The 25789-nt window shown below is 46.6% G+C and carries 25 protein-coding genes and 1 other RNA gene; 19 read left to right on the top strand and 7 right to left on the bottom strand.

The features are described from left to right. Positions 1–569 precede the first annotated feature (569 nt). The 4 genes from KGF65_RS01215 to KGF65_RS01200 all read left to right on the top strand — a co-directional run bounded on the left by KGF65_RS01215 (position 570) and on the right by KGF65_RS01200 (position 3770). Positions 570–1637 carry a methionine ABC transporter ATP-binding protein gene (locus KGF65_RS01215; RefSeq protein ID WP_216748486.1) on the top strand — a complete coding sequence of 356 codons (1068 nt, stop codon included), beginning with the start codon at positions 570–572 and terminating at the stop codon, positions 1635–1637. After that, the gene (locus tag KGF65_RS01210) at positions 1637–2308 is read left to right on the top strand and encodes a methionine ABC transporter permease (RefSeq protein ID WP_082230238.1); all 672 of its coding nucleotides are present in this window, start codon (positions 1637–1639) and stop codon (positions 2306–2308) included. The genes KGF65_RS01215 and KGF65_RS01210 overlap by 1 nt, the downstream gene beginning before the upstream one ends. A 15-nt stretch (positions 2309–2323) precedes the next feature. Next, positions 2324–3181 (top strand): MetQ/NlpA family ABC transporter substrate-binding protein, encoded by an 858-nt coding sequence (locus KGF65_RS01205; RefSeq protein WP_088769539.1) that lies wholly within the window; start codon positions 2324–2326, stop codon positions 3179–3181. A gap of 91 nt (positions 3182–3272) precedes the next feature. Next, a complete protein-coding gene (locus tag KGF65_RS01200; protein ID WP_105924221.1) occupies positions 3273–3770 on the top strand; it encodes a universal stress protein in 498 nt (165 codons plus the stop codon). A gap of 282 nt (positions 3771–4052) precedes the next feature. On the opposite strand, the gene KGF65_RS01195 is transcribed toward KGF65_RS01200, so the two are convergent. The 5 genes from KGF65_RS01195 to recU form a co-directional block, all read right to left on the bottom strand. Next, positions 4053–5690 (bottom strand): iron ABC transporter permease, encoded by a 1638-nt coding sequence (locus KGF65_RS01195; RefSeq protein WP_216748487.1) that lies wholly within the window; start codon positions 5688–5690, stop codon positions 4053–4055. After that, positions 5690–6703: an extracellular solute-binding protein gene (locus KGF65_RS01190; RefSeq protein ID WP_216748488.1), complete on the bottom strand. Its 1014-nt coding sequence runs from the start codon at positions 6701–6703 to the stop codon at positions 5690–5692. The genes KGF65_RS01195 and KGF65_RS01190 overlap by 1 nt, the downstream gene beginning before the upstream one ends. An 11-nt stretch (positions 6704–6714) precedes the next feature. Next, on the bottom strand, positions 6715–7668 hold the full coding sequence (locus KGF65_RS01185; RefSeq protein WP_105924223.1) for an ABC transporter ATP-binding protein: 954 nt from the start codon (positions 7666–7668) through the stop codon (positions 6715–6717). A gap of 1076 nt (positions 7669–8744) precedes the next feature. Next, positions 8745–11051: a PBP1A family penicillin-binding protein gene (locus KGF65_RS01180; protein WP_216748489.1), complete on the bottom strand. Its 2307-nt coding sequence runs from the start codon at positions 11049–11051 to the stop codon at positions 8745–8747. An 11-nt stretch (positions 11052–11062) separates the two neighbouring features. Further along, positions 11063–11686 carry a Holliday junction resolvase RecU gene (recU, locus tag KGF65_RS01175; protein WP_021336540.1) on the bottom strand — a complete coding sequence of 208 codons (624 nt, stop codon included), beginning with the start codon at positions 11684–11686 and terminating at the stop codon, positions 11063–11065. 113 nt (positions 11687–11799) lie between these two features. On the opposite strand from recU, the gene KGF65_RS01170 reads away from it, so the two are divergent. The 4 genes from KGF65_RS01170 to KGF65_RS01155 all read left to right on the top strand — a co-directional run bounded on the left by KGF65_RS01170 (position 11800) and on the right by KGF65_RS01155 (position 14486). Further along, on the top strand, positions 11800–12369 hold the full coding sequence (locus KGF65_RS01170) for a DUF1273 domain-containing protein (RefSeq protein WP_003638750.1): 570 nt from the start codon (positions 11800–11802) through the stop codon (positions 12367–12369). A 74-nt stretch (positions 12370–12443) separates the two neighbouring features. Next, the gene (gene gpsB / locus KGF65_RS01165) at positions 12444–12785 is read left to right on the top strand and encodes a cell division regulator GpsB (RefSeq protein WP_003638751.1); all 342 of its coding nucleotides are present in this window, start codon (positions 12444–12446) and stop codon (positions 12783–12785) included. Between the two features lie 15 nt (positions 12786–12800). Then, an RNA gene (gene rnpB / locus KGF65_RS01160) (RNase P RNA component class B) lies at positions 12801–13175 on the top strand. 168 nt (positions 13176–13343) lie between these two features. Beyond that, a complete protein-coding gene (locus tag KGF65_RS01155) occupies positions 13344–14486 on the top strand; it encodes a class I SAM-dependent RNA methyltransferase (RefSeq protein WP_050338671.1) in 1143 nt (380 codons plus the stop codon). A 183-nt stretch (positions 14487–14669) separates the two neighbouring features. On the opposite strand, the gene KGF65_RS01150 is transcribed toward KGF65_RS01155, so the two are convergent. Beyond that, on the bottom strand, positions 14670–15422 hold the full coding sequence (locus KGF65_RS01150) for an alpha/beta fold hydrolase (protein ID WP_213472331.1): 753 nt from the start codon (positions 15420–15422) through the stop codon (positions 14670–14672). 188 nt (positions 15423–15610) lie between these two features. Between KGF65_RS01150 and KGF65_RS16940 the strand changes: the two genes are divergently transcribed. The 11 genes from KGF65_RS16940 to KGF65_RS01100 all read left to right on the top strand — a co-directional run bounded on the left by KGF65_RS16940 (position 15611) and on the right by KGF65_RS01100 (position 24030). Further along, positions 15611–15790 (top strand): hypothetical protein, encoded by a 180-nt coding sequence (locus tag KGF65_RS16940; protein ID WP_225083401.1) that lies wholly within the window; start codon positions 15611–15613, stop codon positions 15788–15790. A 12-nt stretch (positions 15791–15802) separates the two neighbouring features. Beyond that, positions 15803–16006 carry a hypothetical protein gene (locus KGF65_RS16935; protein WP_225083402.1) on the top strand — a complete coding sequence of 68 codons (204 nt, stop codon included), beginning with the start codon at positions 15803–15805 and terminating at the stop codon, positions 16004–16006. Between the two features lie 71 nt (positions 16007–16077). Then, positions 16078–17418 (top strand): glycosyltransferase, encoded by a 1341-nt coding sequence (locus tag KGF65_RS01140; RefSeq protein ID WP_216748490.1) that lies wholly within the window; start codon positions 16078–16080, stop codon positions 17416–17418. 156 nt (positions 17419–17574) lie between these two features. Continuing rightward, positions 17575–18654, top strand: a complete 1080-nt coding sequence (locus KGF65_RS01135; protein ID WP_105924227.1) for a S66 peptidase family protein — start codon at positions 17575–17577, stop codon at positions 18652–18654. A 400-nt stretch (positions 18655–19054) separates the two neighbouring features. Then, a complete protein-coding gene (locus tag KGF65_RS01130; RefSeq protein ID WP_099722346.1) occupies positions 19055–20386 on the top strand; it encodes a GH25 family lysozyme in 1332 nt (443 codons plus the stop codon). A gap of 387 nt (positions 20387–20773) precedes the next feature. Further along, entirely contained in the window at positions 20774–21526 is a 753-nt protein-coding gene (locus tag KGF65_RS01125; protein WP_105924228.1) for a hypothetical protein, read from the top strand. Continuing rightward, on the top strand, positions 21526–22200 hold the full coding sequence (locus KGF65_RS01120; protein WP_225368228.1) for an ATP-binding cassette domain-containing protein: 675 nt from the start codon (positions 21526–21528) through the stop codon (positions 22198–22200). Before KGF65_RS01125 ends, KGF65_RS01120 begins: the two co-directional genes overlap by 1 nt. 110 nt (positions 22201–22310) lie before the next feature. Beyond that, positions 22311–22472: an HU family DNA-binding protein gene (locus KGF65_RS17370; RefSeq protein ID WP_082230237.1), complete on the top strand. Its 162-nt coding sequence runs from the start codon at positions 22311–22313 to the stop codon at positions 22470–22472. Positions 22473–22686: 214 nt separating this feature from the next. Beyond that, positions 22687–22899, top strand: coding sequence for a hypothetical protein (locus KGF65_RS16930; protein ID WP_225351351.1), 213 nt, complete (start codon positions 22687–22689; stop codon positions 22897–22899). A gap of 160 nt (positions 22900–23059) precedes the next feature. Further along, a complete protein-coding gene (locus KGF65_RS01105) occupies positions 23060–23620 on the top strand; it encodes a helix-turn-helix domain-containing protein (protein WP_065674714.1) in 561 nt (186 codons plus the stop codon). Continuing rightward, the gene (locus tag KGF65_RS01100) at positions 23620–24030 is read left to right on the top strand and encodes a protein-export chaperone SecB (protein WP_088769521.1); all 411 of its coding nucleotides are present in this window, start codon (positions 23620–23622) and stop codon (positions 24028–24030) included. Before KGF65_RS01105 ends, KGF65_RS01100 begins: the two co-directional genes overlap by 1 nt. A 577-nt stretch (positions 24031–24607) precedes the next feature. Here KGF65_RS01100 and KGF65_RS01095 read toward each other — a convergent pair. Beyond that, a complete protein-coding gene (locus KGF65_RS01095) occupies positions 24608–25690 on the bottom strand; it encodes a hypothetical protein (protein ID WP_105924232.1) in 1083 nt (360 codons plus the stop codon). Between the last annotated feature and the right edge of the window lie 99 nt (positions 25691–25789).

The raw sequence follows: 25789 nt of genomic DNA, 5'->3' as shown, positions 1-25789 counted from the left end.
GCCTGGAAGCCGGACTAGGAAGCATCCACCACAGCATGTTTACGGTAACTCGCACTGTTTCCAGCGGGGCCCAGCTGGCCGTTTTGAACTTAATAATCGGCACGTTTTTATCATTTTTGATGCCAGATGTTTGTACTACTTTAGTAAATCAAAACCAAACGTCATAGAATAATTAAAAACAGATGATAACTAGTTATTGACTTCTCATCATAAGAGCGCGATACTGTAAACAAGCAAGTGAATATATCGATAAATACGTGTAAGATGAGTAGGCGTTGTGTAGATCGGTCAGATAGCTGTCGGGTGGTGTGAGGCAGTCAAACCGCAACGTCGAAGATGGTCTTATAATGCAAGTTTCAGCGCTGAGCACTTGATGAGTAAGGCGTTGACGGGTACGCCCGTTATTGGGTTAGAGTTACGGCAGTCATAAGGACTGGCGTGACTTGAAGTGCGGTGGCCTATGAGGGTCATTCGAAGTAAGGTGGTAACACGGAAAAACGTCCATTCGTCCTTAATCTGGCAATCAGATTAAAGACAATGGGCGTTTTTTAATGGAGAGGATGCAGAAGATGACAGAAGCAGTAATTGATTTAACGAAGATTGGTGTAACGTTTAAGGATGGCCAGCAGACGATTCAGGCCGTTCAAGACGTGGATTTGAAAATTGAAGCTGGTGACATCTATGGCATTATCGGCTATTCTGGGGCTGGAAAAAGTACGCTAGTCCGGGTCATTAATTTACTACAGGTCCCAACAACTGGGCGGGTGGTCGTTAATGGTCAGGCTTTGCAAGAGCTTTCGCCAGTTGCCTTGCGACAGGCACGTAAACGGGTCGGTATGATTTTCCAACATTTTAACTTAATGCAGTCGCGGACGGTGCTCGGTAACGTGGTCTATCCGTTACTCGGGCAAAAAATCAGTAAGTCCGAGCGCCGGGCTAAAGCGCTACGGTTACTTAAACTGGTTGGCCTGGAAGATTACGCTGACAGCTATCCAGATAAATTGTCGGGTGGGCAAAAGCAACAGGTGGCAATTGCCAGGGCACTGGTGACTGATCCGCAAATTCTGATTTCAGATGAAGCGACCAGTGCACTCGATCCCAAAACGACCGCGGCGATTCTGTCGTTACTGCAACAGGTGAATCGGGACTTAGGTGTTACGATCGTGCTGATTACGCATGAGATGCAAGTGATCAAGAGTGTTTGTCATCACGTGGCTGTTATGGAAAATGGCCGGATCATTGAACGCGGCCCTGTTGCGCAAGTCTTTACGGCACCCCAAGCGCCACTGACGGTTGATTTTGTGGAAACATCGACCAACGTGCGGGCAGCCATCGAACGCATCACGCGGACGATCCAATTGAGTGAACTGGCAGATGATCAAGAATTAATTGCGTTTAAATTTGTGGGGCAATCGACCAAGCAAGGCATCGTTTCCCATCTTTCACAAACGCTCGGTGTGGATGTCAACATTCTGTTTGCCAATATTGACCAGATCGATGGTCAAAATGTCGGTGATATGATTGCGATTATTACGGGTAATTTGCCCGCATTCAATCAGGCGATTGCGCAACTCGCTGACCAGGGTGTGCAGACTCATGTGATTAATGAACAAGATGTAAAGGAGTTGGTGGACTGATGAGTGCCTTGATACCAAACGTGTTACAAATGAAAGCAGAATTTATTCAAGCAACCTGGGAGACGCTGTACATGACCGCAATCAGTGCCATCGTAGCGGGTATACTTGGCCTGGGTCTCGGGGTCTTACTAGTCGTGACCCAACCCGGTGGGATTTTGGCGGACCGGCCGTCTTATGAATTATTAGATAAACTAACTAACTTATTGCGGTCGGTGCCATTCATTATTTTGCTGGCAGTCATTTCGCCACTGACCAGTTACTTAGTTGGGACGACGGTGGGGACAACGGCTTCACTGGTGCCATTAGTTTTTGGCATTTTTCCATTCTATGCTCGGCAGGTACAAAATGCCCTATTAGATGTAGATGGTGGCATCGTTGAGGCTGCTCAATCGATGGGCTCGAGTCCGGCCGCGATTATTTTTCGCGTGTATCTCAAGGAAGGCCTACCAGATTTAGTCCGAGTTTCCATCGTCACCGTCATTAGTTTGATTGGGTTGACCACGATGGCTGGCGCAATTGGTGCTGGCGGTCTTGGTGACATCGCCATCAGCATTGGATATGCCCGGTTTGAAAATGACGTGACGTTGGTCGCAATGATTATTATTCTAGTGATGGTGTTTGCCGTTCAGTTATTCGGCGACTGGCTCGTCAAACGAGTCTCACACCAGTAAAAGGGGAAAGTGTCGATGAAACGATTAGCATGGTGGTTATTAGGCATTGCAGTGATTGTCGGCGTGTGCGTCGGCTTACACGAAATTACAAGTTACTCCGCACGGGCGCAACAAAGTGCCACGATTACGGTGGGCTCAATGGGTTCAGATTATGAGGTATGGCAGCATATTGCTAAAAGTACCGAAGCCAAGCAAATGGGGCTAACAATTAAAGTTAAACAGATCACGGATGGTGTTCAGTTGAACAAAGCCACGGCGGACGGCGATGTGGACGTGAACGCGTTTCAGTCGTGGTCGTATTATGAAACCTACAATCGGCAAAATCCCAAGGCCAAATTGGCAGCGCTAGGAACGACCTATCTAGAACCGATGGGAATTTATTCTAAAAAATATCAAAATGTCGATGAAATTCCAGACGGTGCAACGATCGCAATTGCCGATAATCCGTCGCAAGCGTCACGGGGACTGCTGTTGTTGCAAAAAGCGGGACTCATTAAATTATCGGCGAACTTTGGCGTCCTCGGAACGATTAAAGATATTACTAGCAATCCACGACATTTGAAGTTCAAGCAGATTGATGATACGACTGGACCGCGAATTATTAAGAACGTCGATGCCGTCCTGATTTCGAACACCGTCGCCTTGGAAGGACATTTACACGTCTTACAAGATTCGATTTATCATGAAAGTATGAATAAAAGCACTAAGGATAATGTCAATATTTTGGCGACCGCGGCGAAAAACAAGCATCGGGCCAGCTATCTCAAACTGGTCAAATTATATCACCGTGCGGCTATCCAGAAATATATCAAGCAGAAATATTATGGGACGAAGATCAACGTCGAAAAGCCCCTCACTTATTTCGATAATTGATGAGCATATTGAATGCTAAATGATTACGTTCAAGTTATGATTATGATAACAAATGTCGTAAACTTTGAACTTGATCAGGAGGTCCTCAATCATGTATGAACGAATTTTAGTCCCACTCGATGGTTCGGATAATGCTTACTTCGCGTTAGAACATGCGATTGAACTTGCCAAGGTATTTGATTCACAGCTGTTCTTACTCAATGTGATTGATACGAATCGGTTTGGCGTCTATAGCCCGGATGTGTTTACAAGTGCGGCCCCAGATATGATGAGTTTTGATGAAGCACAGAGTAAGAAGCTGTTGGAGCAGGCGCAAGAACGTGTTGAAGCCCACCAGCTACACGCCGAAATTATTCGGCAGACGGGGGTCCCAAAAGTAGCGATCGCGGTCGATGTGCCTAAAGCACAAAATATCGACCTGATTGTGATTGGCCGTTCTGGAACCAACGCGATTTCACGACTATTCTTAGGGTCGACCACGGCCTACGTTGTGCGCAATACGGAAGCCAACGTGACAGTCGTGAACATGCCGAATGACGAAGCTGAGGAACTGGAACGGACGGATACCACTCAGGATGAGACGGAATAGCCAATCCAGTGAGAGGGCAGCGGTCTGAATTTTCCATGGTAGGCCGCCTTGAGTCGTAAGATGGCGTTCCGATGCAAATACTGCTTTTATAAAAAGACTTACCACGCTACTGATTGGCGTGATAAGTCTTTTTGGCGTTCTATGATAGTTGTGTGAGCGCGTTTGAATGGCACGCTAGTCGTGGTTGTTATCAGCGCGGTTTTAAACTGAAAGTTCGTGAACTGATCGTCCCGTCACTCAAAGCTACAATTCAGGTGGACGACGATTAGCGACTATCTCAAATTATCGATCAACTTTCAGACGTCTAGCTGCGGTCGTGCCCAATAGCGTTAGTACGACTGTAATCACCGCCAGTGCCATGCCGGATGCCGCTTCACCTTGTTCAAACGATTGGTAGATGTAGGTTGAAACGGTCGTCATGCCGGATGGTAATAACAGTAGTGCGACGACGAGTTCACGACTCGTGGCAATGAAGGCCATGATCAAACTATTGGCCAGCGCTGGCCACAAAATTGGTAAGGCAATCTTACGGATGATCCGCGCAAAGTTAGGTTCAAAGACGCGCGCACTTTGGAGCAGACTTCCATCAAACGTCTTTAATGCGGCGGTCAAATATTGCACCGTGGTTGGCAGAAAGAGCGTGATATCAGCGATCACCAATATTGCGAGCGTCCCATATAGTTTCGTGAAAGCCAACCATTGTGAGAATAAAATCATCAGGCTGAGTGCCAAGACCACGTTTGGTATCGCCAGTGGCAGGGCGCCTAAAATCTGGTTGACCTGTCGTAACCAGTTGGGCAGACGGTTAGTGAGACTTCCAAGACTTAAATATAGCCCAATTAGGACGTTGAGACTGCTAATTAAGAGCGCGAGGCCCAGGGTCGTCAGCATCGCCTGAAAGGCCGGACTGTCAAAACGCAATAGTTCCAGATAATGCGCCAGGGTCAAATTACTTAGCTGCCAGCCAAGACTGCGCTGCTTGAACAACGACTGAGCCAGAATTGCGCTATAGGGCAGAATGATGGCGACACCGACCAAGAGCGCTGTATAGCTACTGGCTAGGCCGATTAAGCCACGCCGAGTTGTGATGATAGGTTCTTGCCCGGTCAAAGTAACGCTGGGGCGCCGTGAGAGCCATTGCTGAACGATCCATGCGGTCAGTGCTAGGCCGAGCAATATTGTTCCCGTCAAGACGCCATTCTGGAAGTCGAGTGGCCACTGACTTAAATCCTTTTGAATAGTGGTCGTCAGGACTTCGAAATGAATGTTACGGCCAAACGTCGCCGGGGTGCCAAACTCAGCCAGAGTCTTGGTGAAGACTAGTAGCCAGACTGCTAGATATGGGACTGCCATCACGGGTAAGCTAATGCGGGTCAACTGACGCCATTTGGACACACCATGAACAGTAGCCGCCTCCGTCCAACGCCGGTTATATTGACTGAACGCCGTCTGTAATCCCAGGTACGCGATGGGATAGAGATGCAGGCTCATAATCAAGACCATGCCAGCTGGAGAGAAGAGCCACTGGAAGTGCTGATGCCAAGTCGGACTCAATTGGGCTAACAGGCCGTGTGGTTGGAAAAAGTAGATCCAACCCATCGCGTTGATATATGGCGGTGTCATAAAGGGAACTAATAACAGGCCTTGTAACCAACGATATTGTGCGAGTGGTGTGCGGGTCATAATCAAGGCCAACGGGATCGCAATCAACGTCGTTAGGACCATTGTACCGACACCTAAAAAGAGACTGTGCTGCAGACTCGTCTGGTTCTGTGACTGTATTAGTTGGTGCCATAAAGCCGCTGGTGCCTGTCCGAGTAGCGTTTGGCCTACCAAACCGATCAGCGGGCCAATAATTATGGCTGCTAAGATGAGCGAGCCACCAACTGAGAGACCAATCAGTCCTTGCCGTCGATTCATCAATTAAAGACCTGCTTGAAGCTGGCTAAGTTGTCGGTCAACGCCGTATTGGCACGTTGCCAGTTGACGCGATAGGTGTTGATCGGCTGGTTGTTCAATGGGTTCGTCAGCTTGGTCGTTGTCCCGGCAATCAGATGGTTTTGTTCGACTTGTTGTTGCACCTTAGCTGATAACAAGTAATCCACAAATTTCTTGGCGGCAGTCTGGTGGCGACTTGATTTTAAAATCATTGCTGGTCGCGGATTGACGAGCGTTCCGCTTTTGGGGTAGACGCAACCGATTCGTTCGCCTTTTTTGATGGCGGTGATGCTCATGTAATCAACGCCCCCGAAAACAGCGGCTTTTTGGCCAGTGACGACCGCATCGAGCACTTCCTTGTTCGCGCCACCCATTTCGGCCCCATTCTGTTTGAGAGCCTTCAGTAACCGATTACCATGTTGCATTTGGTAGGTGTTGATGAAATCCAGACTGGAACCAGACGTTTGGGGATCCGGAATGGTGACTTGATTGCGAAATTCAGGCTTGGTTAAATCGGACCAATCCGTCGGTGCTACTTTGACTTGTTGCTTATTGTAAGTGATACCGACTGCAGAAGCACTGTAACTAAAGAGTTGCTGGTGCTTGTCCTGAAAGGCTGGATTAAGCTGCTGGGCGCGTTTGGCATCATGGTAGGTCAATAGTTGACCGTTGCGTTGTAAGTCGACACCAGCGGCCATTGAGGCGAGAATCAGGACGTCCGCTTGGGGGTTCGCCTGTTCTGCCTTGACTTTACTCAAGATTTTACCGGTCGTTCCATCAAAACTTTTGATCTTGATTCCAGTCTGGTGTTCGAAACCTTTAATGATTTGATCGGACAACGGCTTGGGACCAGCGGCGTATACCGTCAAGGTTTGTTGCTCGGTTGCATTGCTAGCGGCATTTACGGCTTTGGAACGGTGGCTATTCGTGTAGATGGTTGCACCCAGCGTCAAGACACCTAAAGTGGACAGGGTGATGATTGCTAATTTAGACATTGTATCAGCTCCTAATAAGTAAGAATTGCAGACGAGTCGACGGTCATCGTAATCGTTGCGGGGGCGTACGGCAGGGCAGTTTTGAGATGCCATTGATAGTCGGCCATCTGGACCAGCGTGTCATAGTGATCACCCATGAAGGTTGAAGTCAGAATTTGTCCTGGATAACATGGACCATCCGCGCCCTGTTCCACGAGATGCACGTGTTCCGGACGAACCGCAGTGTGATCGTCGATTTGATTCAACGGACCCATAAAGCGCGCGGCAAACTGGTTACGCGGATGCTGATACAAGTTGGCAGCAGTATCACTTTGGACGACTCGTCCGGCATGCAGCAGCACAATATTATCTGCGATCCGTAACGCTTCTTGGCGGTCATGAGTCACAAAAATGGCGGTCAAATGATGCGCCTTAACCAGCACACTAATATCCTGTTGCAGTTGTAGCCGTAGTTGTGGGTCGAGTGCGCTCAGGGCTTCATCAAATAAAATTAAATCGGGCTGAGTAGCCAGTGCCCGTGCGAGCGCCACGCGTTGCTGCTGACCACCGGAGAGCTCCCGCGGATAGCGTTGGCCGTAATCAGCTAAGCTGACTTGCGCGAGCGCCCACTCGACGCGTTTTCGGCACTCAGCTTTAGACAAGTGGGTCTCAATCGCAAACGCGATGTTCTGATGGACCGTCATGTGTGGCCAGAGTGCGAAGTCCTGAAAAACCATCGCTAATTGGCGCTTTGCTGGTGGGCAGTTGAGCGACTGGTCAGCATCAAAAATTGGTTGCTCATCGAACCAGATCTGACCACTGTCGGGCGTCGTTAAACCCGCAATGAGGTTTAACAGGGTGGACTTACCTGAACCGGATGGGCCAACCAGGGCAGTGATCTGCTGCGTCGGAATCGTCAAGTTGAGGTCCTCAATGACGGGTCCTTGGTAGCTTTTTGAAACGTGTTGTAATTTAATCGCGACCAAAATGGATAACTCCTCTAAATTGATAAAATTGGTTAAACGTATTGTGCTAGTTAATTTGTCATGTATCATGATTAGAGCATATTAGTGGATTCCTGTTCGTCTGCCAATGCGCGCCTAGTCCGACTTCCGGGGCCGGCTGACAACGCTGGAACAGGGCGGACATCGATTTGAACTCACGCAGAAACTCACTGCGCAATTTCAAATACGAGTCTTCTTCTAGCCCGGGAAGACCACCCGGACAAGAAGAATTTCGCCCTTGAGCATTGTCAGCCGGCCCCTCCAGTCGGGAACCCGCTCGAATGGCGGATGAACGACCACCTAACTTGGTGCAATTGACCACCGAATCTTAGGTGGCTGGTCATTCAAGCAAACTTTTGAATCTAAATTGATGATACCTATTTACCGGTAAAGTCGTTTGAAGATTACTGCTTAATCCACTTACGATGAGACGATAAAATAGTCATTTGTAGTGAATCTAGGGCTTTAGCAGCTATGTTGACGAGAGAAAGTTTTGTTAATGTTCAGTGATGCGGACTAAAAATACGGATAGGAAACTTCGATGTTACTGAAAACTAGTCTGACCGTTAAGTATCAAAATGACTGTCTACTATGAACCAACGAACAGTTCATCGAAAGTTGGGGCCGCACATGTCTGCCTTTCGAATACCATCCCGGCTGGAAGGTATTCTGGGAAAGGCCCAGTGGTGAAATTTCACTTAGCAAGCGTCTTGTGCTTGGTTAGTGAAAGACCAGTATTTAAGACGTGGGTTGTCGGCTTAAATCTGTGTCCACCACGTTCCGGCCATTGCCCAGAATGCCTGGAAGTCGGCGTAGGACGCATCTATCCATCAGTTTTACGCTAACTCGCTTTGTTTCCAGCGGTCCTAAGCTGGTAGCTTTAATACTAAATAATAACTAGCACGACGCGTTTGGTTAAGTCACTTTGTATTGTAGTGGTAAATGCTGGGTGATGCGTTGATTTTTGGTATCGTTTGTGTAAAGTTTGTGTGTAATTTAGGCAAAAAAAGATCACTGGTTGGATTCAACCAGTGATCAGATGGTGCGATTAAGAAGACTTATTGGCCTTCAGTGTTAGTGTCCGTTGTTGGTGTTTCAGTTGTGGCTTCCGAGCTAGCGGCAGAAGAGCTACTTGCTTCGGTAGAACTGCTCTCAGAACTATCCTCAGATGACGAACTTTCAGCGCTGCTAGAAGAAGCAGACGATGATGATGAAGATTCTTCAGAGGAACTACTTTCACTGCTCTCAGAACTGCTACTGCTTGAAGCACTCGTCGCTGAGCTGCTAGTTACGGACGAACTGGAACTAGCTGAACTAGAAGTGCCGGATGACGCCTCACTACTTGAGAAGAGGTGACCGACGACGTACAGTTCTTCAATTCCATTACGTTTAGTGGTCCCGACCGTACTTGGTTTGGTCCAGTCAGAGTTTGGTGAGTATTGTTGCAAGTAACTCATCATCGCCCGATAGATTTGTTGTGAGATCTTCTCGTTGGAACTGTCCAAGTAACCGCCAGCTTCAGTGGCTTTGTCGTAACCAGTCCAAACGGCGACGGAATAATTCTTCGTATAACCAGCCATCCATGAATCGACGACGGCGTTAGAAGGAACTGAATTCTTGTATTTCGAATCGTAATCATCAGTCCCAGTCTTACCAGCTTGATAAACGCCGCTGATTTTGGCAGTCGTCGCAGTCCCAGTAGAACTATTGATGACACCTTTCAGCATGTCAGTAATCATGTAGGCTGTCGACTTCTTCATCGCCCGTTTACCGTTGCTCGTGTAGGACGTTGTCTTGCCGTCTGCGGTCGTGACTTTACGGATATAGTATGGCTTGTGGTAGACACCACCATCTGCGAAGGCCGCATACGCGCCAGCCACTTGCAGGGTACTTACGCCCGCACCGATCGCGTTGGCGTAGTTGACCGTCTTCAAATCGATCCCAATCCCCTTAGCAAAGGTCTGTGCCCGCGTCTTACCAACGGCTTGCAAGGTTCGTACAGCGGGGATGTTCCGTGATTGAACTAAGGCTTCCCGCATGGTCATATTGCCCAGGTAATTGTTATCAAAGTCATGAACCGAGATATTGGTGCCAGGGTACTTATACTTAGTATCAGAAAGTGATTTATAAGTTGGCCAATTCAAGTATTCGATTGCTGGGCCATAGTCCAAGATTGGTTTCATCGTGGAAGCGTTCGAGCGATCGGTTTGGACCGCCCGGTTAGTCCCATAAACGACGTTCCCAATCTTTCGACCACCAATCATAGCAGAAATTTTACCCGTGTAGGAATCAACCACTGAGACCCCTAACTGGAACGTCTGCTTGCCATTGTTCGGGTAGGTGACGTATTTCGACGTATTGGCAATCTCATAGAGGCGTTTCTGGGCGTCCATATCCAGGTTGGTATACACTTTTTCGCCATCGGTCAATTTATAACCTTTTTTGAGTAAGTCTTGACGGACTTGGTTCAAATAGGCGTCCAGAATCTTGTTGGTCTTACTGTGAGTCGTCAATCCGGATCGACCTGCACTAGATAGGCCGGTTTTAACGCTAACTTTCTTGGCAGCCGTTTCCTGAGACTTCGTGATGACCTTATTGTCGTACATCGCTTCGAGTACTAAGTTACGACGGCTCGTCGCATATGACGGGTAGGTCGTCGGATCATAATAGGTTGGCGACTGTGGCATCCCAGCGAGCAAGGCTAATTGACTCAAGCTCAAGTCTTTGAGCGACTTATTATAGTAATACTTCGCAGCGGTTCCCATCCCGTAGATCCCATTGCCCATGTAAACCTTGTTGATGTAAAATTCCAGGATTTGCGATTTGCTGTAATGTTTTTCCAGGTTAAGTGCTAACCAAGCTTCTTGGGCCTTAACTTTCAGGTTCCGGTCGGACGTATCCGTCGAGAAGACGGCCAACTTAACCAGTTGCATGGTTAGGGTACTCCCACCTTGCATCCCCAGGGAACTGCCCTTGAGGTTACCAACTGCAGCTCCTAAGATCCGATAATAATCGACCCCGTGATGTTTATAGAAGCGGCGGTCTTCAATTGAGACGACGGCGTTTTTCAAAGTCGTTGGAATGTTACTAGACTTAACGTACTGAAGGTTGCTCGTCCCCAGGTTCGTGATGTAGTTGTCATCTTTACCGTAAATCTTAACGGCACTGGTTCCTTTCAGGTCGGATTCTGTGATCGTTGGGGAAGTTTGTGCATAGTAGAAGAAGAGACACAGTCCCGCCAGTACCCCAACGACAAATAAGCCAACTAATGAGAGGAAAATTCGTCGAAACCAGTGTTTCTTGGGTGGTTGGGGTTGGCTCTTACGTCGCGCAACCCGTGAATTCTGTTCATTGTTACCTGCCATGATGTTCTCCTTTAATGAATTGATGAGGCCTCATCAATGATGTTATCAATCGCATCCAAGTATGGAATTCGTGGATTGATCTGATAATGTAGCTCCACGGCCAAGTGTTCAATATCCGTCAGTGGAATTGACTTGCGACCACCATCTCCTTGATGATCCCAATAAGTAAATAGGTCGCTGGCTGTCAGCAAAAATAGGCGTCCCAATGTAGCAAAGCGAATAATAACGAAGCAAATGCCGCTTTGTGACAAGCACTGACGCATGTGCTTGATTTGGTGCTCATGAAAGTTTTTAAGCGGAAAAGCCGTCTTACTCTTGGTCTCCTTGGCTTCAAAATCCAAATACCTGCCACGGTAAACGCCGTTGTAGTCAGTTGTTGAAGCTTGTTTGAAGTAGGCTTCGCGAATAACTGCTGCGCTCCGTTTTGGATAATCAACTTTAACGATTTGGATGGGCGTTGGCTTTTTATGAATAACTGCGATATCATTTTCAAGATAGTAGGTATTGCTATCGTTGATTTCTTGTTCTAAGCTCATCCCGCGATCGCCAAAATTAACATTGGCAAATTTGGAAGTTTTGGATTTGGTTGGGCCAGGTTGACGATAGACTTTACCGTTGGGATAGCGAATCGTCACATTAATCAACCTCCTAATAATGTTACATTTTACCATTAACTAATGGGGAATGTGAAATATCTGTGAGTTTTTAGCTGATTAAGCGTGAATTCTACCGCGAAAGGAGCCTTTTTATGAGTCGGTTATGGCTTAGTGGTTACCGGAGTTACGAGTTGAATGTCTTCGGTGATCAAGATGACAAATTGAAAGTTATTAAGTTTGCGTTAACTAATTACTTGAAGACCCAAATTGAAGATGGCATGGACTGGCTCATTACCGGTGGTCAATTGGGGATCGAACAGTGGGCGGCCGAGGTCGGGCTCGAACTGAAGCAGACCTATCCGGAACTGAAAGTTGCGATGATGCTTCCATATGGAGAATTTGGAGGGCGCTGGAATGAAAATAATCAGGCCAAGTTGCAGACGTTACTGGCCCGCGTTGACTTTCACGCACCCGTCAGCAAGCAACCGTATGAAAATCCGCAACAATTAAAAAATTATCAAGAATTTATGGTGACTCACACCGATGCGGCCACCTTGGTGTATGACCCGGATAATCCCGGTAAGCCTTCCTACGACTACGATTTGATCAAGACCTTCAGCGAGAATCATCCGTATCCATTGACGCTGATCGACTTCGATTGGTTACAGGAAAGTGCCAACGAATATGCAGAAAAACAGAATAATGGTTTTAATTTTGAATAAAGTCTGCTACAATGTTTTAAGTAATGCGGATGCCTTATGGGTGTCGCGCGAATAACAATGAGGTGTTTTTAAATATGGCTAAACGTAATTTCACTCCCAAAGACATCCTTCAAAAAGAGTTTAAGCCAAAGATGCGGGGCTATGATCCCGCCGACGTGGATGGCTTCTTAGATAATGTCATTAAGGACTATGAGTCATTTACTAAAGATAACCAACAACTTTCAGATGAAAACGAACGGTTACGTGCCAAAGTTGACGAGCTGACTAAGCAAGTCGCTGTCGGTGCAACCAGTCCATCTTCACAACCAACGAGTACGGTGACGAACATGGACATTCTGAAACGGTTGTCTAACTTGGAACGCCACGTCTTTGGTGCCCAATTAGATAATAATCAAAACGAATCACACCGTCTATAATTGTGATTCGATGTAAATTCTGGGTAATCGCGGTCGGCTTATGTCGGCTGAGGAAGGTCCATGCTCGCACAAGCTGCGATGCTTGTAGTGTTCGTGCTCGGTGAAAAAATAAGCCGGGGTGCCGATTTATCGGTAACGGCGGGAAAAACGGCTAAGGCTTCGGCTATGCCCGAGTATCCCTGAAAAGTGCCACAGTGACGATACTCAGTTGGAAACGACTGAGTTGGAACGCGGTAAACCCCGCGAGCGGGCAACCCAAACTACGGTAGGGGCGCTTCACATATGGAATTGAACTGAATGTGGGGGGAGATTTGTAATCTCGAGATAGATGATTACCGCCTAGTTAACAGACCCTGTACTTTGACTAGGTACAAAACATGGCCTACAGGAATTTACATTTAGACAGGAGACTGGGACAAAAGTTCGCTTTTGTCCCAGTTTTTTTAGCTATGAAGCAAGTCAACCAATAACTTATGCTAAACTAGATGGCGGGAAAACGGTTCGCTTTCGATGAGGAACCAACACTAGAGATATTAACAATTGCAGTAGGAGGAAATTATGCAAAAATTTAGATTAATCGCTACCGCGGCGAGTGGGATTGAAGCGCTCGTTGGTCGTGAATTACGAGACTTGGGTTATCAAGTGCAGACTGAAAACGGTCGGGTGCGGTTCAATGGAACGATCAAGGATATTTTACGGACGAACTTGTGGTTGCGGACTGCGGACCGAATCAAAATCATTGTCGGTGAATTTGACGCGACCACGTTTGACGAGTTATTCGAAAAGACGCTGGCTTTACCATGGGACCAGTTATTGCCGATGGATGCTGAATTTCCAGTTGAGGGTAAATCGCGTAATTCTAAGTTACACAGTGTGCCCGATGTGCAGTCGATCGTGAAGAAAGCCATCGTCAACCAATTATCAGAGACCTACCACCGTAGCGGCCACTTACCAGAGACTGGGGCGTTGTTCCCACTCGAAGTTGCCATTAATAAGGATCACGTTTTGCTGACCTTAGATACCACCGGTTCAAGTCTGTTTAAACGGGGCTATCGGGTCGAAAAAGGGGGCGCACCACTTAAGGAAAACATGGCGGCTGCCTTAGTTATGTTGGCTAAGTGGTATCCAGACAATCCATTTGTCGACCCCGTCTGTGGTTCCGGAACGATTCCAATCGAAGCCGCCCTGCTCGCTCGCAACATTGCACCAGGTTTCAACCGGGCCTTCGCTTGTGAGAAATGGGACTGGGTACCTAAAGGGTTGAGTCAGGAATTACGTGACGAAGCCGATAGCTTAGCGGATTATGATATGGAACTAGATATTAGCGGCTACGATATCGACGGCAAAATGATCGATATTGCCAAGCTGAACGCGCGTGAAGCTGGTCTGTTACATGACATTCACTTTAAACAATTAGCCGTGAAAGACTTCACCACGGATAAAGTTAATGGTGTTATCGTTGCCAACCCACCTTATGGGGAACGGTTGAGCGACCGTGACAGTGTCCGGATTCTTTATCGCCAAATGGGCCAAGTCTACGGTAAGCTTCCAAGTTGGAGTAAGTATATTTTAACGAGTGATTTAGAGTTTGAAGACTTCTATGGTCAAAAAGCCACTAAACGGCGCAAACTTTATAACGGGGCGTTACGGACCGATTACTTCCAGTACTGGGGGAAGCGGATTCGGCCAGCGCGTAACTAAATAGGAGCAAGAGACAGCCTCAATTTAGGTTGATGTTGTATTTAGGTTAGCATGAAAAATAAGCGTTCAATCGAATAAAATTCGGCTGAACGCTTATTTTAGTCATCCAGGATAAACAACCGCACATGAGTTTAGTGGGACCCAAGGACACTAGCAGACACGTCGATGACTCAAATGGCGCGTCTAGTTCAAATAGTAATCAAAGAAATTGGCGATCTTATCCATTAACGGGATTTTAACCAGGTGTTTAGCTTGGTACCCGGTAATAAACGCGACCTGCTCAGCATACGGTGCAGTATGAACGCGGTCAAAGAAGTCGCGGGACTGGGCGTAAGGAATTCGTTCGTCGTCCGTGCCGTGCCAGAAGAGAACTGGCCGGTGGTTGATTGTTTCCGGCTGCAGATTCAGATCGTAATGGTCTAGCCAGCTGGTTAGGAGGCCGAGGTCACTGGGAAAATAAATGTGGTGTTTGGTGGCGTGCTGACGAACCAGTTGTGCATAAGCATTTAGGTTAGGGGTGCCCATGATAATGGTGGCCGCTTTGATTTCTGGGTGGTGGGTCAGCAGGGCGCCGGTCGTCATTCCACCCATCGAGTAGCCACCCACACCGATTTGATGGTTTAAAATCAGATGGGCTTGTTCATAGTGGGCAATGATAAGGTCGAACTCGGCGAGGTTACCCTGAATACTATTCCAGAAAGTAAACGAGGGGATGCGACTGACGGGTTGATGGCGGTTGCCGTGATTCATCGCATCTGGGAGAACGACGCGTAACCGTTGATGCGCCAACTTGCGGGCTTGCGTTAGCACAAGTTCTTTATTAGACTGCCAACCGTGATAAAAAACGACGAGTGGCAAGGGCTGCTGTTCATCCGTTGCTTCGACGACTTCCAAAACGGGGACGTCTTGCAACTGATAGCTTTTGATGTTGATCATGATTTTCGACTCACTTTATGATTAGAATTGTTATTAAATTAACTCTGCCAGAAATACCTGCAGAATACAACTGATAGGTTCGATGGTGCACGCTCAAGTGATTTTGAGGCCAGCAATGCTGTTATAATTGAGTTAATAATTGGACAAGTAGCTGCTAAAGACAAATCAGCAAGTGAGGGCAACATAAAATGAAACCAATCGATATTGCATCAACGCAAAGAAGGACAACCATTATTCAACACTATTTCAGCATGTGGCTGACCCGTGATTTTAGCAAACTCAAGCAGGTCATCGCCACGGATTGTTATTACCAAGAATGCTACGGACCAGCATATTGTTCGTTTGCCGAAATTCAGGCCTGGATTTAGCATCAACTTACCGTGCAACGAGTCATCGTTTGGCAAATTCAGCGGATTTGGACCGCGACGGATGGGACGATGTTTGTTCAGTGGCACTTTGAAGCGCAGACACAACGACTAACCGTCTTTGATGGTCTTTCGTCGATTCACTTTAATGCCGCTAACCAAATTGATGACTTACGAGAATATCAAACGGCCACCCAACACACTTACCCTTATCATTAGATACAGCTGTCATTGGGATAGCGATTGTGCCATAATGAAAGCGAAAACATTAATCTGTTGGGGGCATCAGGATGCAAGTTCAGGTTTCAGTGATCGTGGCGGTTTACAATGAAGCACGTTGGATTCGTCGATGTTTGACGTCATTGCGGCAGCAAACGTTGGTGGGACTAGAAGTGATTATCGTTGATGATGGCAGTACGGACGGCACCGCTGCTATTTGTGATCAGTACGCGCAGCAGTGGCCACAGACGTTTCGAGTTATTCATCAGTCCAATCGTGGACAAGGGCCTGCCCGAAATGTGGGGATTGCGGCTGCTCAGGGGCGTTATCTGGGGTTTGTCGACGGTGATGACTGGGTCGAACCAACGATGTACGCCACGTTACTGGCGACCGCGGAGCGCAGTCAGACCCAAATTGTGGTCTGTGACGTTCGCAAATTGTATGTGGCAACTAATCGCGAGACTAGTTTGCAGAGCTTACCGGCTGCCAGCGACCACGTGGATATCGCCGCTTATCTCAAGTACGGGCTGAACAATGCCTATTCAGGCAATAAGCTGTATGCTCGTAATTGTTGGACAAATTGTCGCTATCAGCCGATGGTTTATGAGGATTTGGATATTTTACTAGACATGCTGAGTCGCTGTGAGCGCGTGGCCTATGTTCAACAACCCTTTTATAACTATTACAAACATGCTGGTTCGACGACCCTTGATTACACCAATCCACGTTTGTTCGATATTATGACCGCTTATCGGGATGCGGTTGCCCATGCAGCGCCACGTTACGTGGATGCCGTGACGTATTGTGTCGCCAAACGAATTTTGATCAACCTGGCGACACCCGGTTTTATCGATTACTTGGCACCGTTTACCGAACTGATTCGTGGCCTAGCAACTGCCTTTAAGGCCAGTCCGTCTGTGATGAACGACCCCGCAATCAAGCGAATTTTATATTATGCGACGCAGCCGACCTTGCCGCCATATTTGATTTGCACCGTCCAAAATTGGCTGGATTCGTGGCAAACCTATAGTCGTGGTTTAACTGTAATAATGCCCAAAACTGGTCAAACACCAGGACAGATAAAAGCACGTCCGGATGCTGTCAAACGTGATTATTGGCAATTACAAGGTTTGTTTGATCATGGTGGCGTACTAGTTTTGGGGCCTGTAACGTTGCAGCGGCCGTTTGGTCAGTTGCGGGCCGGTGGGGACGTGGTGGTTTATCGTGGTGAACGTTGCGTTGTCTTGGGTGCCCAACCGCAGTCACCATTAGTTTTTGAACTGTGTCAGCGGTTGTTGTCAGGGCCTCAATCGCTGTCGCAGTTACTCACGAGTATCAAAACGCAGCCGCAACAATGGGCGCTGGTGACGAACAATTTACGTCGGGTTGCGGTCACGCACTGGGTACACTGAATTTGAAATCTGATTGACAGAAGTACGGCTAGGAGCCACGCGGCCGTCTCCTGGCCGTTTTTGAGTACCTTAAAGTAGCGAAAATCTTAACCACTGGATTGTTGACATTGGAAATAAATGATAACATTAAGAAACGATGAAATTGGAGATGGTCAAATGTTAAAACCAGCAGCGTTATTGCCGGGGACCCATGTAGCTGTGGTCAGTCTTTCAAGCGGAACGCTTGGCGAACCGTCAAGTGAGCACCAACTAAAGTTAGGCTTACAACGTTTACGCCAACTTGGCTTAGTACCCGTCATAATGCCAAATGCACTTAAGGGGCGCGAAACATTACGCCGGCACCCGGAATTGCGGGCAGCAGATTTGAAAGCGGCGTTCTTGGATGATCACATTCAAGGTATCGTGGCAGCGATTGGTGGGGATGAAACGTATCGGACTTTGCCATATTTGTTGAACGACGACGAATTTACAACCGCGGTTCGCCGTTCTCCCAAGCTATTTACTGGTTTCTCTGATACCACGATTAATCACTTGATGTTTTATCAGTTGGGACTTCAAACGTTTTACGGTCCTAATTTTCTTAGTGATTTAGCTGAGTTAGCCCCAGAGATGCTGCCATACACCGCCGCGACTTGGCACCGCTTTATGACAGACAATGCTCAGACGGTGATTAAGAGCAGTCCAGTCTGGTATGACGAGCGGGTTGATTTTAGTCCCACGGCTATTGGAACCCCTCGAACAAGCCATGTGGAAATGCATCACTATGAAGTGCTGCGAGGAACTGGCGTCGTTAAAGGGCCATTACTAGGAGGGTGTTTAGATAGCTTTTATGATCTATTGACGACGACTCGCTATCCGGATGAACAGCAAGTTGCCAGGACCTTCAAGTTGATTCCGGCCGCTGATGAATGGCGGGGCAAAATTCTGTTTATGGAAACTAGTGATGAGCAGCCGGCACCGGCATTGTTCCAGCGGATGTTACGCTGTATCCGCGATGCGGGTATCTTGACCAATGTCGCTGCTGTCGTGGTCGGTAAACCCCAGAATGAAAATTACTACGCAGAATATCGCCAGTTGCTGATTGATGAGACCGCAGCGCTCGATCTGCCAATTCTTTACAACGTTAATTTTGGCCACGCCTTTCCACGAACAGCGTTGCCATATGGTGCCCAGGCGGCAATTAATTTCGACCAGGCCAGCTTGACGATTCTTGAGCCGTGGTTTCAGTCCGAGTGAGGTCATTGGTTCGGGTTGCCTGCTACGATGCAGGACGCGACCCGTCTGCAGCTTTTACCAAGTAATACATTCAAGTCAAATTTGACACTTTTTCTGAACCAGTCACCGGTAACTGGTTCAGCGAAGGGTCAAATTTTTTAGTCTAGCGCTCAAATCCATGACATCTCAGCAAACAAGGTCCGCAAAAATCGTGAATGCCAGTTTCCAATCTACATATCTCACTGCAGTTTTGGCGCCCACCGAAAAAACTAAATCGCACTTTCCAGCATTAGTTCACAATGTAAACAAAACGTAAAATGAATGCAATCAGTTTGTGAACCTTTTTGCACATTTTATGGGTACGATAAGTAGTGCAGGGAAAGTGGTACATATTTAGTTTAAGGATGGGAAGGCGAAGATTTTGAAGAAGCACAAAAAATGGCAATTAATGTTGCTACTGTTAGGGAGTTTGATTGGTAGCGCTGGCGCGGTGAAGGCCAGCGCCGCGGTGCCGGATATTTCAGAATGGCAAGGAAAGCTGACGAGTACGGAAGTCAAGAGTTTGGCGAGCCAAGCGGACTTTGTCATCAACCGGGTGCAGTACGGGAGTAGTTACGAGGATTTGTATCATTCTTCTAACGAAAGTTTATACGTGAAGTATGGGATTCCGTTTGGCTCATACGACTATGCCACGTTTACCAGCACCAGTACGGCCAAGGCGGAAGCCAAGAAGCTGTACAGCCGGTCGAACAAGAACACCAAGTTCTACGTTTTGGACTTTGAAACGACGTCGATGAGTAGTTCGGCGGCCAATGCGGCGGTCAAGGCGTGGTATAACGAGATGCGGTCGTTAACCAGCAAAAAGCTGATTTTTTACTCATATCAATCATTTGCGACGACCTATGCTAATACGGCGCGTCAGAGTTTTGATGCCCAGTGGATCGCTAACTATTCCTCGAAACCGACGATTTCATTTTCACTCTGGCAGTATTCTAGTAGCTACTACTTATCCTCATTAGGGCAATACGTGGATAACAGTCTGTACGACAGCGCTTCAGTAACGACGTATCATCCGTTGAGCTGGTGGACGTCAAGTAGTTCGGCTTCCAGTTCGTCGACCTCGTATGCTTATAGTAGTTATACGAAGGGCCAACACGTCTACTTGAATAAGAGTTCATCGACCTATTACGACGGAACGACGATTCCAAGCAGTGCCAAGCAGAAGTATTATAAAGTGACCGCCACGAAATCCGTCACGACCGGAAAGTCCAAACAATTGGTCTACCTGAGCGGCTTAAATAAGTGGGTTCGTTCGCAGGATGTGACGGGCTATTGGATCGGTCAACACCGGCTGTATAAGTTGCGTGAAAAGAGTACGTTGTTCAAAGACGTTAACTTGACGACCTCGACGGGTAAGACGCTGAAGAAGGGCGGTATTTACACCGGGACACTGGTTAAGAGCGGTAACTTCTACCGGATCAAGACGAACGGCGGTTACATTACGGCCAAAGTGTCGAAGTCTGATCATTGGTATTACGAATCACTCCCATCAAGTAAGTGGATCAAAGCCAAAGTGGGGCTGTACACGTATAACTCTTCTAACTTTGTGAAGTCTAATCGGCATGCTTATCATGCAGCCGGGGATAAAATCAAGGTCACGAAGATTTACAAACGGTCCGGTGGTTCGCGCTATTACAAGACCAATAAAGGCAATTACGTTTCAGCGAACCGCTCAAACGTGGTGACACAATAACGGTAAATGCGAGTCGATTAATTAAATGATTCAAAGACCGATTGTGAGTTGATCAGGACATCCTGAAATTCGCAATCGGTCTTTTTTTGCGTGCTAGAATTTTGGTGACGTATGACCCGCAGCACGCTGTCTTGAAACGCATCGCGTGACCTTCCTGAGTTTATCGATACCTTTTTATCTCAAAGAGCAAGCCGGCTTTCGGCGGAGTCACTAAGCGTTTGAGACGTTATTCGGTTTATGAATTGAATATTAAGATTACATTAGTCTTTGCCAGCCGTTATCTTCGCAAATTAACCGTACTTAATGTTTAGATTTGCGACGACTTGCATTTCACTTGATGATAAATATATAATAAATTAATGAGATAATTAAGAGGGAGTGATGGGAATGCGCAAATATGGGGTGCAGGTGGCTGTTTACACGCAGTACTTTATGAAGGTGCTGCGTGATATGCCGGGGGTGTTAGTTTATACGATTTGCCTACCACTCGTCTTTTTAGCACTGAATGTCGGTGATGCATTTTTCAAGCCACTGACGACAAGTGCGTATGTTGAACATATTATGCCGTATATCGGCTGGATGATTTTTTCCAACTGTTTGACCACCGCTGGCAACATTGCCAGTCTTCGGGAACAAGGCTACTTGAAGCAGTATCGAACACTGGTCGTCAGTCCGTCAGTGTTTATCGTCAGTCAGGCGCTGGTGAATGGCTTGCTGATGCTCAGCACGTTGTTCTTGATTGCAATTTTAAGCAGTATTGCCTTCAAGCTGGCTTTCTTGCCCTTGCTTGGTCAATTATGGCTGACACTGGTGTTGGTCTATTTGCCGGTGACTTGCTATAGTCTGCCGTTGATTGCGTTAGCTTGGCGTCAACGGGCAATCAATACCGCCATCAATGCTGTGTCATTATTAGTCATAATTGGCTCATTTGCCATCAATGCCGTGCTCAACTTACACGTTAGCAATCTGCTACTTAATCTGATCAGTCCGATTTACCTGGTCAATAATGTGTTTGCGATGCTTACCGTCGGGACGATTAGTCAGTTTATCGCGACTTATGGCGTTATTTTGGTCATCTTACTTGGCCTGGGATGGTTTAGCTATCGACACTTGAAACTGTTGCCAACGGAGGGATTATAATGCGAGTTGAACATTTGAGTTACCAGTTTGACCAGCGCTCGGCACCATTCTTTGATGATTTGAGCTTTGAATTGAAAAGTCCGGGCGTTAATTTCTTGATTGGCCAAAATGGGGCTGGCAAAACGACGTTGGCGGATATTCTGACGGGATTACGACCGGCAACTGGAGCCTTGGCATTGCCGCAGCGTGCGATTTATTTGAACCAGCAATTACCCCTGTTGAGCTCAATTCGGGTGCGGGATGTCGCTCAACTCGTGCTCGGAATTGAGGATGGCCGACTTCAGGTGACACTGGCTGATTTTAAAACCATAGTGGATCCAGCCACCTACGAATTTTTAGCGCCACTTTGGGATCAGCGATACGGACAATTGTCAGGTGGTCAGCGTAAATTGGTCCAGTTGCTCCTATTTTTGCAAGTCGACCGTGAATTAGTCGTCTTGGATGAACCAACGGCGGCAGTCGACCGACAAAACGTCCAACTATTATTCCAAGTGATGCAAGCGCATCCCGAACGCACGTATCTAATGATCACCCACGACATTCGGGATATGCAGGCATTTGATGAATACCAGGTGTTGTGGCTTGATCAGCGCCAGGTCAAAACGTTGTCGAAAGCCGCGTTTGAAAGTGCTGGTGGGCAGGAAGATTTCGTCAGCTTGTTTAAAGAAGCCTAACTGACAGACACGCGCGTTCAATGACTAAAAATAGCATGACCAAAAGAACGACATTAATTCGAAAAATGTCCGCTGATCGTGACTTTACAATCAACTAAGTTACAACCGTTGTGAACAAGACTTTGGAAAAGCTCGTAGCGCATGTTGCGAATGATGATTCAGCGGCGTTCGTCGGTTTTGTAACTTTCAAATCACCTGAGCATGCCACTAGAAAAGGGCACAATCCACAAACAGGAGAAGCGATTATTATTCCAGCCCGTAGCGTACCTTAATTTAAATTTGGGCAGACATTTAAGCAATGTATGCCCAAAAGTAATCATCCACTGTGATAAGCATTAACTACAATCAAATTTAAACAAGTTCGTTAAAGCCCCTTCTCAGTTTTCAACGTGAGAAGGGGCTTATTAGCATCAGAGCATATTTGTATTTTGTGAGATACATTTGTGTTAAAATAGTATCAATAAATTTAGTCAGGATGTGCTAGTGTTGGCGAGCCGTGAAGAGATAAAGCGCGTAATTAAAGATATCCGTAATCGCCGAAACAAGTGGGTACTCAGTAGGCGTCCTAAAAATATGGCTACCTTGGCTAACTTAGCCATTCAAGAAACACTTGCCTTAGATATTATCTACAATAAAATTTCTTGGCAAGACTACATCTCCGGCCCAGAAACAGATGACCACCCAAGACCCATTCCATGAGATATCTGGGTGTTCGGATTAATCATAGAAGATGTGGAATGTTACTTGAAGTTTCAAGATCGGCCAAATGGTGGCGTCGTTTGGATTTCTCTGCACGATGCAAAATATCCTATGAATTATCCATACAAGTAGTTTCAAACAGTTTAGGGGGCTAGGCATAATGGCACAAAGAAAGTTCTATAATCCTGAATTAGACACGACTGAACGCTATACTGAAGTTTGGAAGATTGAGCTAGTTCAGGTACGTGATGAAAGTAATCTGATGGTTAGAAATCATTACTGGAAAGATAGCGATGGCGAGTTATGGGTTGATTTTAATAATCCAATGGAAAATGTGACTCGTAGTTTTGCGGCATATCGGTCGAAAAAAGGTTATATGACACCAGAGGATATTAGGAAATTGCGTCATAATCTAGGACTGACAGTGAGACAATTTGCCAAACGTCTTGGGATTGCACCGTCATCCTTAACACAGATTGAAAACAACTTGCGTGTCCAGGTTAAGTATCAAGATAATTTGTTTAAGGCTGCAAAAACCTTCTATGAGGAGAATGGCCATCTTCCAGGAAATTGTTCATCAAACGAAGACGGTGTTATTGATAAGCAACTAAGCGGCCTTTTAGATAAGTCAGAATATCAACCTAGTATCAATTACGCAGAAGATCATCTTTACACTAATAATATTTATACAGATTTAGAAGTGATGGGAGTTGCAGTTTAATGGATGTGTTACAATTTAACGGATACAGAGTTGAAAATATGAGTTATCAGAGAAATGATCAGTATCGGCAAACAAGTAAACAGATCATCTTTAGCCCTGAAATTTCAAGCGATATTGAAAAGAACGGTAACAATATCAGTGTCAGCTTAACAGTGGTTGTTGGCGCACTGGATAAGACAGAGACGCCATTTCAGGCAACATGTTCGTTGGTGGGATCATTTGTTTATCATCCCGAGGAAGACAAAGCCAACATTGGTCTAAATACATTGGTTCAGAAAAATGCTGTTGCAATTTTGTATCCTTACATTCGTGCAATAATTTCTATGTTGACCAACAGCTCTAATGAGTTTCCGGGGTTTAATCTACCAACGATCAATGTCAGTGACGCTTTAGCTAAGCAAAATGATTAGAACATACTAGGATTAGCGCTGTAAAATCGAAATGGTTTTACAACGCTTTTTAAATTACAGTGGGACACGCGTTGTGCTAGTTATTCTTTAGCCTTAAAGATGGTTAACTCATGACAAGTTGGCGTCCTGTTCGTCAGCCGATGGATGTCTTAGTCTGACTTCCGGGGCCGGCTGACAATTGCTGGAACTTAAGTCGACATGAACTGGCCCCAAAAAGTTAGACACCATTGCCTAGATGCCCTTACAGCGGTTATTGAAGTGGCTCATTGGATAACGCCCACTGATGATAAGTTCAGATTGCTTGGTAAAATAATGCCAACAAGGCACGATCACTCTGGAAACTTGAGCATGTTGCATACCATACTCCCATTCAACAGCACTAGCTAATATCCCATCCTGTACCAATTTCATATTTCTGCTCTATATCTCGTCCTTTTTTAGCCGTCCTATAAAAAATACTCCTACCAAGGCAGACAGGCTTTAATTATTTGCTTGTCTACCTTGGTAGGAGTATACCCATTCAAGACATTTGGTCTTGGATGTCGTTTTATCTGTTTAACGCTGAAGCGCGTTTAAATTAACCGAAATAATAAATGTAGCCGATGATCAAGCCCCAGAAAACGAGCCATAGGATGCTGAAGGCAATTTTGAAATAGTACAAATGGAAGCGATAGCGGCGAAATTGGTCGCTACCGGCAACTTTGAATCTGAGAGCCTTGGTATCCAATAATTGCAAATAATCATAGAATCGGGGTAACCATGCGCCACCCGTGATCAATACAATCAGGAGTGCAACCAGTGCAAACGCTGCGGCCGGATAAACGACGCTGGTATCAACTGCGAAGCTCGGCGCTAAAATGTTGGAATACGGTAACCACAGGGCATACAATCCCAACGCGTAACCAATAATCCGACAAATCTGAACAATGATCAGATGCGCTTTAACATCCGGCTGTTGATTCAGTAAGGCGCGGTTAGCTTGGTAGTGCACTGTCCCAAAACGAGCGCCATTTGAAATCAAGAAACGGTTCTGGTACAGGTAAGGCAATTGTGCCAGTAGCGCAACCAAGGCGACGACCGGGATTGCGATGACGACAACCATGATCAAGTATTCAATCGTCACTGCCGGCACGGTGCTGACGCGGTAGGCCCAGCTAATCATGCCGACTAAGAGGAAGCAATCTAGGGCTAAGACGCTCCAAATCTGGGTGCGACGATAACGTTCGAAAGTCGGCGTGTCGGCCAATTGCCAATTCTGATTCGGGTCGGTCTTGCGGCCAATCAGTTCATCATAAGCCTGTGATGGCCATACCAATGCCGGAACCAGTAACAAGATGACCCCAATTACAAGCGTCGCCATGCTGGCCACCACGCTGCGAATCGGGAATATCAGCAGCGGCAACTTGGTCATAATCAGGTAGCAACTGACCAAGAGGCTGATGACACCTAGACACCCACACACTAGGAGCCCGTAGTATAAGCCCTTCAAACGGGGCACCTTGTTCGTGATCGACTGACGGACCTGATGCTGTAACGTCAACTGTTCACGTAACGGCAATGGCTTAGTGGGCTGAATGACCGGATGCTGCAAACCGCGGTATACCAGCCAACCAGTGAGGCCTAAGAGTAAAACTAAGAGAATCCAAATAATAACTAACATGGCAAAAGTCCTTTAAAACAATATAGTCGTACTATTTTCAAGTGTAAAACGAAAATATGGTCAAAATGTGATTAAATTTTAAAACTTGATGCTTTTTTA

Origin of the sequence: Lactiplantibacillus sp. 30.2.29 (genome assembly GCF_018991255.1) — a bacterium.
GTDB classification, from domain to species: Bacteria; Bacillota; Bacilli; order Lactobacillales; family Lactobacillaceae; genus Lactiplantibacillus; species Lactiplantibacillus pentosus.
This window is presented reverse-complemented; position numbering and strand designations above follow the sequence as displayed.

Bases quoted from the DNA above. Each gene is read 5' to 3' on its own strand.
- gpsB (WP_003638751.1), top strand. From the start codon at position 12,444: ATGGCTAAACGTAATTTCACTCCCAAAGACATCCTTCAAAAAGAGTTT.
- KGF65_RS01105 (WP_065674714.1), top strand. From the start codon at position 23,060: ATGGCACAAAGAAAGTTCTATAATCCTGAATTAGACACGACTGAACGC.
- KGF65_RS01120 (WP_225368228.1), top strand. From the start codon at position 21,526: ATGCGAGTTGAACATTTGAGTTACCAGTTTGACCAGCGCTCGGCACCA.
- KGF65_RS01140 (WP_216748490.1), top strand. From the start codon at position 16,078: ATGCAAGTTCAGGTTTCAGTGATCGTGGCGGTTTACAATGAAGCACGT.
- KGF65_RS01205 (WP_088769539.1), top strand. From the start codon at position 2,324: ATGAAACGATTAGCATGGTGGTTATTAGGCATTGCAGTGATTGTCGGC.
- KGF65_RS16940 (WP_225083401.1), top strand. From the start codon at position 15,611: ATGAAACCAATCGATATTGCATCAACGCAAAGAAGGACAACCATTATT.
- KGF65_RS01210 (WP_082230238.1), top strand. From the start codon at position 1,637: ATGAGTGCCTTGATACCAAACGTGTTACAAATGAAAGCAGAATTTATT.
- KGF65_RS01100 (WP_088769521.1), top strand. From the start codon at position 23,620: ATGGATGTGTTACAATTTAACGGATACAGAGTTGAAAATATGAGTTAT.
- KGF65_RS01095 (WP_105924232.1), bottom strand. From the start codon at position 25,690: ATGTTAGTTATTATTTGGATTCTCTTAGTTTTACTCTTAGGCCTCACT.
- KGF65_RS01195 (WP_216748487.1), bottom strand. From the start codon at position 5,690: ATGAATCGACGGCAAGGACTGATTGGTCTCTCAGTTGGTGGCTCGCTC.
- KGF65_RS01200 (WP_105924221.1), top strand. From the start codon at position 3,273: ATGTATGAACGAATTTTAGTCCCACTCGATGGTTCGGATAATGCTTAC.
- KGF65_RS01135 (WP_105924227.1), top strand. From the start codon at position 17,575: ATGTTAAAACCAGCAGCGTTATTGCCGGGGACCCATGTAGCTGTGGTC.
- KGF65_RS01125 (WP_105924228.1), top strand. From the start codon at position 20,774: ATGCGCAAATATGGGGTGCAGGTGGCTGTTTACACGCAGTACTTTATG.
- KGF65_RS01180 (WP_216748489.1), bottom strand. From the start codon at position 11,051: ATGGCAGGTAACAATGAACAGAATTCACGGGTTGCGCGACGTAAGAGC.
- KGF65_RS01170 (WP_003638750.1), top strand. From the start codon at position 11,800: ATGAGTCGGTTATGGCTTAGTGGTTACCGGAGTTACGAGTTGAATGTC.
- KGF65_RS01150 (WP_213472331.1), bottom strand. From the start codon at position 15,422: ATGATCAACATCAAAAGCTATCAGTTGCAAGACGTCCCCGTTTTGGAA.
- KGF65_RS01155 (WP_050338671.1), top strand. From the start codon at position 13,344: ATGCAAAAATTTAGATTAATCGCTACCGCGGCGAGTGGGATTGAAGCG.
- KGF65_RS01190 (WP_216748488.1), bottom strand. From the start codon at position 6,703: ATGTCTAAATTAGCAATCATCACCCTGTCCACTTTAGGTGTCTTGACG.
- KGF65_RS01215 (WP_216748486.1), top strand. From the start codon at position 570: ATGACAGAAGCAGTAATTGATTTAACGAAGATTGGTGTAACGTTTAAG.